Here is a 13,617-nt window from a genome sequence, read left to right as displayed (position 1 = left end):
GCGCACGCAAGCCGAGAGCCCGGCTCCGCCGACGGCGGGCCGGGCTCTCGTGCCAGGCTCTCTACGCTCAGGCCGCGACGGGGTCGGGCTCTTTCGGCGCCTTGATGGTGACTCGCTCGTCGGGCATTCCCGTCACCGAGGTCACGGTGAACGACCGCACGGGGGCGGGAATCGGCTCGGTGGCCGCCGCGGACTGGGCCAGCTCCGCGAGGGCGAGCTCGCCGCTCACCTCGCGCATCAGCTCGGACATCCGGACGTCCAAGGCTTCACAGATGGAGTTCAGCAGCTCGGAGGAGGCTTCCTTCTGACCGCGCTCGACCTCCGACAGATAGCCGAGGGAAACACGTGCTGACGAGGAAACCTCGCGCAGCGTCCGGCCCTGGCGCTGTCGCTGCCGGCGCAGCACGTCACCCAGCAGGCGACGGAGCAAAATCATGCGTGGCTCCCTCCTAGGACCTCGGATCCGGATCCTCTCTGCTCCACCGTACCGCCTCGGACCGTGACAGTGCGGCGACGGAAGTCATCTTCACCGTTCGCCAAGCGAGGAATACGGGGCCTCCTGATCAGGATTTTCCGGGTATTTCCGCCCGTCTTGCCCCTTCGGTGCCGCGTCCAGATGCCGCCGGAGGAGCGTCAGCGCCTCCCCCACGGCCGCCGTGCGGATCTCCGTGCGAGAGCCCGTCAGGTTCAGCGACCGCGTCTCGCTCCGCCCCTCGGGACCGGCCACGGCCACGAAGACGGTACCCGGCTGCTGGCCGTCCTGCGGATCGGGTCCCGCGACGCCCGTCGTCGCCACCGCCCAGTCGGCGCCGAGCCGCCAGCGCACCCCGGCGGCCATCTGCCTGGCGACCTCGCCGTCGACGGCGCCGCGCTGGGCGAGCAGCGAGCTGTCGACGCCGAGCACATCGCGCTTGAGGTCGGTCGCGTACGCGATGACGGCGCCCCGGAACGCCTGGGAGGCGCCGGGCACCGCGGTGATCTCGGCGGCGAGGAGGCCGCCGGTGAGGGATTCGGCGACGGCGAGGGTGATGCCGCGCTCGTCGCAGAGGGCGAGCAGGCCGGCCGCGGCCCCGTCGGTGTTCTGTGTGGTCACTGGACTCTCTGCTCCCGTTCGGCGGCCAGCCCCCTGCGGCGGAGCACGATCGCCTGCTTGACGTAGTCCAGGCCGGTCGCCACGGTCAGGACCACGGCCGCGGCCATGATCCAGAAGCGCAGCGTGGCGAGCGGTCCGGTGAGGGTGAGGATGTACATGCCCACGGCCACGCCCTGGGCCAGGGTCTTGAGCTTCCCGCCCCGGCTGGCCGGGATCACACCGTGCCTGATCACCCAGAACCTCATGAGGGTGATGCCGATCTCCCGCGCCAGGATCACGATCGTCACCCACCAGGGCAGGTCGCCCAGCGCCGACAGGCAGATGAGCGCGGCACCCATGATCGCCTTGTCGGCGATGGGGTCGGCGATCTTGCCGAAGTCGGTGACGAGGTCGTAGCGGCGGGCCAGCTCCCCGTCGAAGAGGTCGGTGATCATGGCGACCGTGAAGGCGGCCCATGCGAACGAGCGCCAGGCCGGGTCATGGCCGCCGTGGGCGGCCATGAGCAGCACGAACGCCGGTACGAGCAGCAGCCGCACCATGGTGAGGACGTTGGCGATGTTCCACAGACCGGCCTGGCCGACGGCCGGGGCGGGGCTCATCTCGCGGCCTCCTCGGCCGGCTCCCCGGGCCGCCGCCGATCGGGCTCACCTATCGGCTCCGCCACCAGGTCCACGCCTTCGCTCGCCACCACCTTGGCGGTGACCAGCGCCCCCGGCGCCGCCTGCCGCGCGGTCCCGCCGGCCAGCAGCGTCACGCCGTCCGTCTCCGGCGCCTGGTGCGCCGCGCGGCCGGCGACCTCCCCGGCGTCCGCGACGGGGTCCGCACCGGGCTCCTCCACCGCGTCCACCAGGACCCGTACCGTCTCCCCCACCCGCTCCTCGGCCCGCTGCGCCGTCAGCTCCTCCGCCAGCCGCGTCATGTGCGCCAGCCGCTCCGCGACCGCCTCCGGCGCGACCTTCGACCCGTACGTCGCGGCCTCCGTGCCCTCCTCGTCGGAGTAGCCGAAGATCCCCACGGCGTCGAGCCGCGCGGCGGTGAGGAAGCGCTCCAGCTCTTCCACGTCCCGCTCGGTCTCGCCCGGGAAGCCGACGATGAAGTTCGACCGCGCGCCCGCCTCCGGCGCCCGGGAGCGGATCTCCGCCAGCAGTTGCAGGAACCGCTCGGTGTCCCCGAAGCGGCGCATCGCGCGGAGCACTTCGGGGGCGGCGTGCTGGAAGGAGAGGTCGAAGTACGGCGCCACCTTCTCCGTCGACGTCAGCACGTCGATGAGCCCGGGGCGCATCTCGGCGGGCTGCAGATAGCTGACCCGGATCCGCTCGATGCCGTCCACGGCGGCCAGTTCGGGCAGCAGCGTCTCCAGCAGCCGCACGTCGCCGAGGTCTTTGCCGTACGAGGTGTTGTTCTCGGAGACGAGCATGATCTCCCGTACGCCTTGCCCGGCCAGCCAGCGGGTCTCGCCGAGGACGTCGGAGGGGCGGCGGGAGACGAAGGAGCCGCGGAACGAGGGGATGGCGCAGAACGTACATCGGCGGTCGCAGCCGGAGGCCAGCTTGACCGAGGCGACGGGGCCCGAGCCGAGCCGGCGGCGCAGCGGCGGCCGCGGCCCGGAGGCGGGGGCGACCCCGGCGGGCAGATCGGCGGGGGCGGCGGCCGCCGCGTCTGCCGGGTCTTCCGGATCGGCCGGATCGGCCGGGTCCGCGGCGCCCGGGTCGCCGTGGCCCGGCAGCGCCGCCGCGCCGCGGGCGGCGGCGTCCTGCCGCTCCGCGGGGCTGATCGGCAGCAGCTTGCGGCGATCCCGCGGGGTGTGGGCGGCGTGGCCGCCGCCGGAGAGGATGGTCTGCAGCCGCGCCGAGATGTCGGCGTAGTCGTCGAAGCCGAGGACGCCGTCCGCCTCCGGGAGCGCGTCGGCCAGCTCCTTCCCGTACCGCTCGGCCATGCAGCCGACGGCGACGACGGCCTGCGTACGGCCGGTGTCCTTGAGGTCGTTGGCCTCCAGCAGGGCGTCGACGGAGTCCTTCTTGGCGGCTTCGACGAACCCGCAGGTGTTCACGACGGCGACGTCCGCGGCGGCGGCGTCCGTGACGAGGTCCCAGCCGTCCGCCGCCAGGCGGCCCGCAAGCTCCTCGGAGTCCACCTCGTTCCGGGCGCAGCCAAGCGTGACGAGGGCGACGGTGCGGCGTTCTGGCATGGGCTCAGCCTACTTCGTCCCGCGCCCGCAAACCGCCGCCGACCAGCCGCCTTCCGCACGCCTGCGCGAAGCACGGGAGAGCGAGGGCACGGACGTACGAGCCTTGCCGCAGGCGGGGCCCGCGCCGCCGCCCGGCGGGGCAGGTCAGCCCGCCTCGGGATCGCCCTTGGTGTACGTCAGCCGCTCGACCTCGCCGGGCTGGAAGTCCTCCGCGATCTGCTTGCCGTTGACGAACAGGTCGACGCCGCCGGCATTGCCGAGGACGAGGTAGATCTTCTCGCTGTCGGTGACGGTGACGGAGTCGCCCTGGGCGAGCACGCCCTCCTCCAGCTCGCGCCCGTCGGCGCCCTGCGCGGAGATCCAGCTCTGCCCGTCCGCCGCGACGATCCGCAGCGTCACCTTGTCCGGCGGGGCACCCGCCACCGCGCTGTCCGAGGGCTGCGGGCTCTGCCTGTCCTCGGCGCCGTCCTTGCCGGAGTCGCGGTCCTTCGGCTTCTCCGATCCCTGCGTCTCCCCGGCCACCGAGGAGCCGTCCGGCTCGTCCTCGTCGCCGCCGCTGAAGACGGTGAACCCCACGAAGCCGACGACGGCGACGATCGCGGCGACCATGGCGGCGGTCCAGTTGGGGCGGCGCGGCTCGGGGCGGATGCGCTCGGCCTCGAACATCGGGGCGGCGGGTGTCGGCTCGGGCCGGCCGCCGTGCTCCGCGTCGTACTGCGCGACGAGGCCCTCGGCCTCCAGACCGACCGCCCGCGCAAGGGTTCGCACATGGCCGCGGGCGTAGACGTCGCCGCCGCAGCGAGAGAAATCGTCCTGTTCGATGGCATGGATGATCGGAATGCGCACACGCGTGGTCAAGCTGACCTGTTCGACGGACAGCTTGGCATCAAGGCGGGCCTGCTGAAGTGCGCGACCGACGGAAGGGCGGTCGCCTGTGGGGGAGTTGCCGAGGGACACGTGGGCGCCTTTCGGGGTGAGCCACCTGCCGGGTGTTCAGTCTAGGGGGGTTGTAAAAGGATCGGCCAACCGGTCGAGCACACTTAATGGGCCATCGGGATAGACGTACTGCCCGACCGCGGGATCACCCGCCCGGCCCATTGATGTGACGCATCAGGCGCCGAACCGGTTGCCCTGGTCGCCGTTACGGATGATCCTGCCCCCGCAACTGGGCGAGCACTCCGTCCATTTCATCCGGTTTGATGAGTACGTCCCGGGCCTTCGAACCCTCACTCGGACCGACGATCCCGCGCGACTCCATCAGGTCCATCAGCCGCCCCGCCTTGGCGAACCCGACCCGCAGCTTGCGCTGGAGCATCGACGTCGAGCCGAACTGCGTGGAGACCACCAGCTCGGCCGCCTGGCAGAGCAGATCGAGGTCGTCGCCGATCTCCTCGTCGATCTCCTTCTTCTTCGCCCCGCCGACCACGACGTCCTCGCGGAAGACCGGCGCCATCTGGTCCTTGCAGTGCTGCACGACCGTGGCGATCTCGGTCTCCTCGATGTACGCGCCCTGCAGCCGGACCGGCTTGTTCGCGCCCATCGGCAGAAACAGCCCGTCGCCCTTGCCGATCAGCTTCTCGGCGCCGGCCTGGTCGAGGATGACGCGGCTGTCGGCGAGGGAGGACGTGGCGAAGGCCAGCCGGGACGGCACGTTCGCCTTGATGAGCCCGGTGACGACGTCGACGCTGGGGCGCTGGGTGGCGAGCACCAGGTGGATGCCGGCGGCGCGGGCGAGCTGCGTGATCCGTACGATCGCGTCCTCGACGTCCCGCGGCGCGACCATCATCAGGTCCGCCAGCTCGTCGACGATCACCAGCAGATACGGGTACGGGGCCAGCTCCCGCTCGCTGCCGGGCGGGGCGGTGGCCTTGCCGGAGCGGACGGCGGCGTTGAAGTCGTCGATGTGGCGGTAGCCGTACGCGGCGAGGTCGTCGTAGCGCAGGTCCATCTCGCGGACGACCCACTGCAGGGCCTCGGCGGCCCGCTTGGGGTTGGTGATGATCGGCGTGATCAGGTGCGGGATGCCCTCGTACGCGGTCAGCTCGACCCGCTTCGGGTCGACGAGCACCATCCGCACGTCCTCCGGCGTGGCCCGCGCCATGACGGAGGTGATCAGGCAGTTGATGCAGGAGGACTTGCCGGAGCCGGTGGCGCCGGCGATGAGGATGTGCGGCATCTTGGCGAGGTTCGCCGAGACGTAGCCGCCCTCGACGTCCTTGCCGAGGCCGACGAGCATCGGGTGGTCCTCGCCGGCCGCGTCCGCGGACCGCAGCACGTCGCCGAGCTTGACCATCTCGCGGTCGCTGTTGGGGATTTCGATGCCGACGGCGGACTTGCCGGGGATGGGGCTGATGATGCGCACGTCGGGGCTGGCGACGGCGTAGGCGATGTTCTTCGTCAGCGCCGTGATCCGCTCGACCTTCACGGCCGGGCCCAGCTCCACCTCGTACCGCGTGACGGTCGGCCCGCGGGTGAAGCCGGTGACGGCGGCGTCGACCTTGAACTCGGTGAAGACCTGGGTGAGGGAGGCGACGACGGCGTCGTTGGCGGCGCTGCGCGTCCGGCCCGGGCCGCCGCGCTCCAGGATGTCGAGGGACGGCAGCGCGTAGGTGATGTCGCCGGAGAGCTGGAGCTGTTCGGCGCGGGGCGGCAGGGCGGCGGGGCCGGGCTCGGCGGCCTGCTTGGTGAGGTCGGGGACCGAGTGTTCCTGCCGGCTCCCGGAGCGCACGGCCTCCTCGGCGCCCGACTCCTCGCGCGCCGCCGGCACGCCCCCGGTGCGCTCGGCGACGCCGTGGGTGAGGTTGGCGAGGAGCGGGGAGGGCTGGACGCCGTGGAGCACGGCGCCGTCGAGGTCGGTGGCCGCGGCGGCGGCCGCGTCGATCGGGTCCATGCCGCCGTAGTCGCGGTCGGCCGCCGCGCGCCGCGGGGGCGCGGGTGCGGCCGGCGCGGCGGGGGCCTTGCGGGTGCGGCGGCGGCGCGGGGGCGGCGGGGGCTCGTCGTCGGGGTCGTCCTCGTCCGTACGCACCAGGCCGTCGCGCCAGTCGTCGTCGAACTCCTCCGCCTTGGCCGCGGCCGCCGGATCGGGCCGCGGCTGTACGAGCCCGAGCCGCACCCCGGCGGAGTGGATCCGGTCCGGGATCGCCGCGACGGGCGTGGCGGTGACGACGAGCAGCCCGAAGACGGTGAGCAGCACCAGCAGCGGCAGCGCGAGCACGTCGCCGAGGGTGGTGACCAGCGGCCGGGACACCGCCCAGCCGACGAACCCCCGGAGTCCCTGATGGTCTGCGTGCCCTCGCCGCGTCCGGGGGTGCCGCAGGCCAGGTGCACGAGCCCGAGCACGCCGATCACCAGCGCGGACAGACCGATGACGATGCGGCCGTTGGCCTCGGTCTGCTCGGGGTGGCGGATGAGGCGTACAGCGATGGTGGCCAGCAGGATCGGCACGAGCAGGTCGAGGCGGCCGAAGGCGCCGGTGATCAGGATCTCGACCAGCTCGCCCACGGGGCCCTTGAGGTTCGACCAGGTCCCGGCCGCGACGATCAGGGCGATGCCGAGCAGCAGCAGCGCGAGCCCGTCCTTGCGGTGGGCCGGGTCGAGCCCCTTGGCGCCGCGCCCTATCCCGCGGAAGAGCGCGCCGACGGTACGGGCGAGGCCGAGCCAGATCGCGCGCAGCAGCCGCAGCACACCGCCGGTCGGCGAGGGGGCGGGCTTCTTGGCCGGCGCCTTGGCCGCGCCGCCGGACTTCTTCTGCGGCGGCTTCTTGGCGGGTGCCTTCTTCGCGGGCGCCTTCTTCGCCGCGGGCTTTTTGGCCGTGCTACCTCCGGACCGCTGCCGGGAGTTGCCGCTGCCAGAGGTACGTGAGGCCATACGTGCGAGGTTACCGGCAGCGCCCGCGCGGGACAGGTAGGACGTGCAGGTACGCGTCCTCCGCGCACCCGCGCCCCGCCGGGCGGGCCCGGCTACTCCGCGTCGGGGCGGGAGCCGGGCTCCAGGGCGTCGATCGCCTTGCGCAGCCCGGTGAGTTTCCGCTCCAGGTGCGCGGCGGTGGCGACGACGGCGGACTCCGCGTTCGCCCCGCTGAGCTGCTTCGACAGCGCCTCGGCCTGCTCCTCCGCGGCGGCGAGCCGGGCGGACAGCTCGGCGAGCAGCCCGGTCTGCGCGGCCCCGTCGCCGTTGCCCTTCTGGGCGCCTTCGAGCTGGAGCCGCAGCAGGCCCGCCTGCTCGCGCAACTGCAGGTTCTTCATGTACAGCTCGACGAAGACCGAGACCTTCGCCCGCAGCACCCAGGGGTCGAACGGCTTGGAGATGTAGTCGACGGCCCCGGCGGCATAGCCCCGGAACGTGTGGTGCGGGCCGTGGTTGATGGCCGTGAGGAAGATGATCGGGATGTCGCGGGTGCGCTCGCGGCGCTTGATGTGCGCCGCGGTCTCGAACCCGTCCATGCCCGGCATCTGCACGTCGAGCAGGATCACCGCGAAGTCCTCGGTCAGCAGCGCTTTGAGCGCTTCCTCCCCGGACGACGCCCGGACCAGGTGCTGATCCAGCGCGGAAAGGATGGCCTCCAGCGCCAGCAGATTCTCCGGCCGGTCATCGACCAGGAGAATCTTGGCCTTCTGCACCATGGCCTGCCCTCCTCGCCCCGGCGGTGTGCCGGTCCTCGTCGCCAAAGACGCGCCCACCGTGCCGCCCGCCCTCGTGCCGGTCATCGTATCCACACCCCGAGACTCGCCACACCCTGTCACCGAGTTGTCACTGCATACACAGCGACAACGCGCCTGCGATCAGTTTGGTTCCCGGAATCCCGCGTTCTCACACGCAATTGGCCACACTGAGTCATCAAAGAGCAGGAATTCACGGCGATTTGATTACTCTCCGCTCATCCAACCGGTCATTACGGCCAGCAATCGGTCGGTATCCACCGGCTTGGTCACATAGTCCGATGCGCCCGCTTCGATGCTCTTCTCCTTGTCGCCCTTCATCGCCTTGGCCGTCAGGGCGATGATCGGCAGCCCGGCGAACTGGGGCATCCGGCGGATCGCCTCGGTCGTGGCGTAGCCGTCCATTTCCGGCATCATGATGTCCATCAGCACCACGGCCACGTCCTCGTGCTGCTCCAGCACCTCGATGCCCTCGCGGCCGTTCTCCGCGTACAGCACCGCGAGCCCGTGCTGCTCCAGCACGCTCGTCAGCGCGAAGACGTTGCGGATGTCGTCGTCGACGATGAGCACCTTCTCGCCGCGGAACGTGCCCTTGAAGCGCGGCGACGCCGACCGCTGCGGCGCCGCCTGCTCGGCGCCCCCGTTCACCGAGAGGGCGCCGGAAAGGGCTCCAGACGCCCCCGAGGCGTCCCGCGCGCCCGTCTCGCCCGTCGTGGGTCCCGCGGGCAGCTCCGGGGCGCCTGAGCGCCCGTCAGGGGACTTTCCCGTACGCCCGGAAGGCAGCGCCTCGACGTCGGCCGCGGCGGCGGCCTTCGCCGCCTCCGCCTGTTCCAGGCCCGCCGCGAGCGCGCCCGTGACGGCGCCGCCCGTGCCCGGCAGCCCGGGGGCCGGCAGCTCGGTCGGGTGCAGCGGCAGGTACAGCGTGAACGTCGAGCCGCGGCCCGGCTCGCTGTCGACGTGGATCTCGCCGCCCAGCAGCCGGGCGATCTCCCGGCTGATCGACAGCCCGAGGCCCGTGCCGCCGTACTTCCGGCTCGTCGTGCCGTCGGCCTGCTTGAACGCCTCGAAGATCACGCCCATCTTGTTCGACGGGATGCCGATGCCGGTGTCCGTGACCGAGAACGCGATCAGCTCGGCGTCCGGGTCGCGCAGCGCGCCCTGCTCGAGCAGTTGCTCCTTGATGGCCTGCGGCACGTCGTCCTTCGCGGTGCGGATCAGCAGCTCCACCGCACCGCTGTCGGTGAACTTCACCGCGTTCGACAGCAGGTTGCGCAGCACCTGGAGCAGCCGCTGCTGGTCGGTGCTGAGCGTCGCCGGCGGGTCCGGCGAGACCCGTACCGAGAAGTCCAGGCCCTTCTCCGCCGTCAGCGGCCGGAACGTCGCCTCCACGTAGTCGACGAGCTGCACCAGCGCGATCCGGGTGGGGCTCACGTCCATCTTGCCCGCCTCGACCTTCGACAGGTCGAGGATGTCGTTGATCAACTGCAGCAGGTCCGAGCCCGCGCCGTGGATCGTCTCGGCGAACTCCACCTGCTTCGGCGTCAGGTTCCCGTCGCCGTTGTCCGCGAGCAGCTTCGCCAGGATCAGCAGCGAGTTCAGCGGCGTGCGCAGCTCGTGCGACATGTTCGCCAGGAACTCGGACTTGTACCGCATCGAGACCGCGAGCTGCTCCGCCCGCTCCTCCAGGCCCTGCTTGGCCTCCTCGATCTCGACGTTCTTGATCTCGATGTCGCGGTTCTGCCGGGCCAGCAGCTCGGCCTTCTCCTCCAGCTCCGCGTTCGACTCCTGGAGCGCCTTCTGCCGCACCTCCAGCTCGCCCTGCCGGTCGCGCAACTGCGCGGCCAGCTCCTGGGACTGGCTGAGCAGCACCTCCGTCTTGGAGTTGACGCTGATCGTGTTGACGCTGGTGGCGATGACCTCGGCGATCTGGCCGAGGAAGTCCTTCTGGATCTGGGTGAACGGCTGGAACGACGCCAGCTCCACCACGCCCAGCACCCGGCCCTCGAAGATCAGCGGGAGCACGATGACGTGCGCCGGCGGCGCCTGGCCGAGCCCCGAGGCGATCTTCAGATAACCCTTGGGGACGTTCTCGACGACGATCGGGCGCCGCTCCTGCGCGGCGGTGCCCACCAGCGTCTCGCCGGGCCGCAGGATGTGTGGCAGCTCGTTCCCGGAGTGCCCGTACGAGCCGATCATGCGCAGCTCGTACGCGTCGTCCCCGCTGGCCGCGCCGATCTCGACGACCGCCTCGGCGCCGGTGCGCTGCACGAGGAAGAACGCGCCGTGCTGGGCGGCGACCACCGGGGTGAGCTCGCTCATGATCAGCCGCGCCACGTCGGCGAGGTCGCGGCGGCCCTGCAGCAGGCCGGAGATGCGGGCGAGGTTGCCCTTCAGCCAGTCCTGCTCCTTGTTGGCGATGGTCGTCTCGCGGAGCTTCACGATCATCGTGTTGATGTGGTCCTGCAGCTCCATCATCTCGCCGTAGGCGTCCACGTCGATCTTGAGGTTCAGATCGCCGCGGGTCACCGCCGTGGCCACCTGGGCGATCTGCCGCACCTGACTGGTGAGGTTGTTCGCCATCAGGTTGACCGACTCCGTGAGGTCCTTCCAGATCCCGGAGACCCCGGGCACCCGCGCCTGCCCGCCGAGGCGGCCCTCGGTGCCCACCTCGCGCGAGACCCGGGTCACCTCGTCACCGAAGGACGAGAGCTGGTCGACCATCGTGTTGATCGTGGTCTTCAGCTCCAGGATCTCGCCCTGCGCGGCCACGTCGATCTTCTTCGACAGGTCGCCGCTGGCCACGGCGGTGGTCACCATGGCGATGTTGCGCACCTGGTTGGTGAGGTTGGACGCCATCGAGTTCACGGACTCGGTGAGGTCCTTCCACGTACCCGAGACGCCCGGCACGCGGGCCTGGCCGCCGAGCCGGCCGTCCGTGCCGACCTCGCGGGCGACGCGGGTGACCTCGGCGGCGAACGACGACAGCGTCTTGACCATGGTGTTGACGGTGGCCGCGAGCTGCTGGACCTCGCCGCGGGCCTCGACCGTGACCGTACGGGTCAGGTCGCCGTTGGCGACGGCGGTGGCGACCTGGGAGATGTTGCGCACCTGGCTGGTCAGGTTCACCGCCATCTGGTTCACGTTGTCGGTGAGGTCCTTCCAGATGCCCGAGACCCCGCGCACCCGCGCCTGGCCGCCGAGCTGGCCCTCCGTGCCCACCTCGCGCGCCACCCGCGTGACCTGCTCGGCGAACGACGACAGTTGGTCGACCATCGTGTTCACCGTCGTCACGAGTTCGAGGATCTCGCCCCGCGCGTCGACGGTGATCTTCTTGGACAGGTCGCCGCGCGCCACCGCGGTGGTGACCTCGGCGATGCTGCGCACCTGGTTGGTGAGGTTGTTCGCCATCGAGTTGACGGACTGGGTGAGGTCCTTCCACGTACCGGAGACGCCCTGCACCTCCGCCTGGCCGCCGAGCTTGCCCTCGGTGCCGACCTCGCTGGCGACCCGGGTCACCTGGTCCGCGAAGGACGAGAGCTGGTCCACCATCGTGTTGATGGTGTTCTTCAGCTCCAGGATCTCCCCGCGCGCGTCCACGTCGATCTTCTGCGAGAGGTCACCGCGCGCGACCGCCGTCGCGACCTGGGCGATGTTGCGGACCTGGCCGGTCAGGTTGCCGGCCATGAAGTTGACCGAATCGGTGAGGTCCCGCCAGACGCCGGCGACGCCCTGCACCCGGGCCTGCCCGCCGAGACGGCCCTCCGTGCCCACCTCGCGCGCCACCCGCGTGACCTGCTCGGCGAAGGACGAGAGCTGATCGACCATCGTGTTGACGGTGTTCTTCAGCTCCAGGATCTCCCCGCGGGCGTCGACCTCGATCTTCTGCGAGAGGTCACCGCGCGCCACGGCCGTCGTCACCTGGGCGATGTTGCGGACCTGACCTGTCAGGTTGCTCGCCATCGAGTTGACGGAGTCGGTGAGGTCCTTCCACGTACCCGAGACGCCCTCGACGCGCGCCTGGCCGCCGAGACGGCCTTCCGTGCCCACGTCCCGCGCCATCCGCGTCACCTGGTCGGCGAAGGAGGACAACTGGTCCACCATCGTGTTCACGGTGTTCTTGAGCTGGAGCATCTCGCCGGAGACGTCCACCGTGACCTTCTGCGACAGATCGCCGTTCGCGACCGCCGTCGTCACCTGCGCGATGTTGCGGACCTGACCGGTGAGGTTGCGGAACGCCGTGTTGACCGAGTCGACCAGGTCCTTCCACGTGCCGGCGGCCCCGGCCACCTGCGCCTGCCCGCCCAGTTCGCCCTCCACGCCGACCTCGCGGGCGACCCGCGTGACCTCGGCGCCGAAGGACGACAACTGGTCGACCATGGTGTTGACCGTGTTCTTCAGCTCCAGCATCTCGCCGGAGACGTCCACCGTGACCTTCTGCGACAGATCGCCGTTGGCCACCGCCGTCGTCACCTGCGCGAACTCGCGCACCTGCCGGGTGAGGTTGGAGAAGGCGGTGTTCACCGAGTCGGTGAGGTCCTTCCAGATCCCCGCCGCGCCGGGCACCTGCGCCTGCCCGCCCAGCCGGCCCTCCGCGCCGACCTCGCTGGCCACGCGCGTCACCTCGCCGGCGAAGGTGCGCAGCGTCTCGGTCATCGTGTTGATCGTGTCCGCGAGCTGGGCGACCTCGCCGCGCGCGCTGACGGTCACCTTCTGCGACAGGTCGCCGTTGGCGACCGCGGTGGTGACCTGCGCGATGCCGCGCACCTGGGCGGTCAGGTTGCCCGCCATCAGGTTCACGCTGTCCGTGAGGTCCTTCCACACCCCGCCGACGCCCTCGACCTGTGCCTGCCCGCCCAGCTCGCCCTCGGTGCCCACCTCGCGGGCCACCCGGGTCACCTCGGAGGAGAACGCGGAGAGCTGGTCCACCATCGTGTTGACGGTGTTCTTCAGTTCCAGCATCTCGCCGTCGACGTGCACGGTGACCTTGCGGGACAGGTCGCCCTTGGCGACCGCCGTGGTCACCAGGGCGATGTCGCGGACCTGGGCCGTCAGCCGGTACGCCATGGTGTTCACGGAGTCCGTGAGGTCCTTCCAGGACCCGGACATCCCGCGCACCTTCGCCTGGCCGCCGAGCTTCCCCTCGGTGCCGACCTCGCTGGCGACGCGGGTCACCTCGTCCGTGAACACGGAGAGCTGGTCCACCAGCCCGTTGACCGTGCGGCCCATCTTCAGCACCTCGCCGCGCAGCGGGTGCGGTGCGCCGTCCTGGCCCTGCGGCCGCAGGTCCATGCGCTGCTGCAGATCGCCTTCCGCCACCGCGGTCAGCACCCTGCCGACGTCGGCCAGGGGGCGTACGAGGTCGTCGACGAGCGCGTTCGACGCGTCGACCGCCGCCGCCCACGACCCCTCGCAGGGTCCCGCGGACAGCCGCTCCGCGAGCTTGCCCTCGCGGCCGACCATGCGCCGCACCCGCGACAGCTCGCCGGTGACGTGCAGATTACGCTCCGCGACCTCGTTGAAGACCTCGGCGATCTCCGACATCACGCCGTCGCCGCCGACCCGCAGACGCTTGCGGAAGTTGCCATCGCGCATCGATTCCAGGGCGCCGAGCAGGCGATACAGCGAGGCCGTATCGACCTGTGTGGTCCCGGAGGGCGTCCGGGAGCGCCCGCCCTTCG

The 13,617-nt window shown here is 71.2% G+C and carries 7 protein-coding genes and 1 pseudogene; all 8 read right to left on the bottom strand.

Annotation, left to right across the window (positions count from 1 at the left end; translation table 11 throughout):
- Positions 1-67: 67 nt before the first annotated feature.
- The gene (locus DMB38_RS27955; protein ID WP_018838068.1) at positions 68-436 is read right to left on the bottom strand and encodes a helix-turn-helix transcriptional regulator; all 369 of its coding nucleotides are present in this window, start codon (positions 434-436) and stop codon (positions 68-70) included.
- A 90-nt stretch (positions 437-526) separates the two neighbouring features.
- Positions 527-1,093 (bottom strand): nicotinamide-nucleotide amidohydrolase family protein, encoded by a 567-nt coding sequence (locus DMB38_RS27950; RefSeq protein WP_125937464.1) that lies wholly within the window; start codon positions 1,091-1,093, stop codon positions 527-529.
- On the bottom strand, positions 1,090-1,692 hold the full coding sequence (gene pgsA / locus DMB38_RS27945; RefSeq protein ID WP_047018425.1) for a CDP-diacylglycerol--glycerol-3-phosphate 3-phosphatidyltransferase: 603 nt from the start codon (positions 1,690-1,692) through the stop codon (positions 1,090-1,092). The genes DMB38_RS27950 and pgsA overlap by 4 nt, the downstream gene beginning before the upstream one ends.
- Positions 1,689-3,281, bottom strand: coding sequence for a 30S ribosomal protein S12 methylthiotransferase RimO (gene rimO, locus DMB38_RS27940; protein WP_125937463.1), 1,593 nt, complete (start codon positions 3,279-3,281; stop codon positions 1,689-1,691). The genes pgsA and rimO overlap by 4 nt, the downstream gene beginning before the upstream one ends.
- A gap of 144 nt (positions 3,282-3,425) precedes the next feature.
- On the bottom strand, positions 3,426-4,238 hold the full coding sequence (locus DMB38_RS27935; RefSeq protein ID WP_125937462.1) for a helix-turn-helix domain-containing protein: 813 nt from the start codon (positions 4,236-4,238) through the stop codon (positions 3,426-3,428).
- 184 nt (positions 4,239-4,422) lie between these two features.
- Positions 4,423-7,148: pseudogene (locus DMB38_RS27930) on the bottom strand (DNA translocase FtsK).
- Positions 7,149-7,240: 92 nt separating this feature from the next.
- Positions 7,241-7,903 carry a response regulator gene (locus DMB38_RS27925; protein ID WP_018838062.1) on the bottom strand — a complete coding sequence of 221 codons (663 nt, stop codon included), beginning with the start codon at positions 7,901-7,903 and terminating at the stop codon, positions 7,241-7,243.
- A gap of 243 nt (positions 7,904-8,146) precedes the next feature.
- Positions 8,147-13,531 (bottom strand): HAMP domain-containing protein, encoded by a 5,385-nt coding sequence (locus DMB38_RS27920; RefSeq protein WP_125937461.1) that lies wholly within the window; start codon positions 13,529-13,531, stop codon positions 8,147-8,149.
- Positions 13,532-13,617 lie beyond the last annotated feature (86 nt).

Source organism: Streptomyces sp. WAC 06738 (assembly GCF_003945505.1).
Lineage (GTDB): Bacteria > Actinomycetota > Actinomycetes > Streptomycetales > Streptomycetaceae > Streptomyces.
This window is presented reverse-complemented; position numbering and strand designations above follow the sequence as displayed.

What these genes read in the sequence shown, in the direction of transcription:
- DMB38_RS27955 (WP_018838068.1), bottom strand. Translation starts at nt 436, where the DNA reads ATGATTTTGCTCCGTCGCCTGCTGGGTGACGTGCTGCGCCGGCAGCGA.
- pgsA (WP_047018425.1), bottom strand. Translation starts at nt 1,692, where the DNA reads ATGAGCCCCGCCCCGGCCGTCGGCCAGGCCGGTCTGTGGAACATCGCC.
- rimO (WP_125937463.1), bottom strand. Translation starts at nt 3,281, where the DNA reads ATGCCAGAACGCCGCACCGTCGCCCTCGTCACGCTTGGCTGCGCCCGG.
- DMB38_RS27925 (WP_018838062.1), bottom strand. Translation starts at nt 7,903, where the DNA reads ATGGTGCAGAAGGCCAAGATTCTCCTGGTCGATGACCGGCCGGAGAAT.
- DMB38_RS27920 (WP_125937461.1), bottom strand. Translation starts at nt 13,531, where the DNA reads ATGCGCGATGGCAACTTCCGCAAGCGTCTGCGGGTCGGCGGCGACGGC.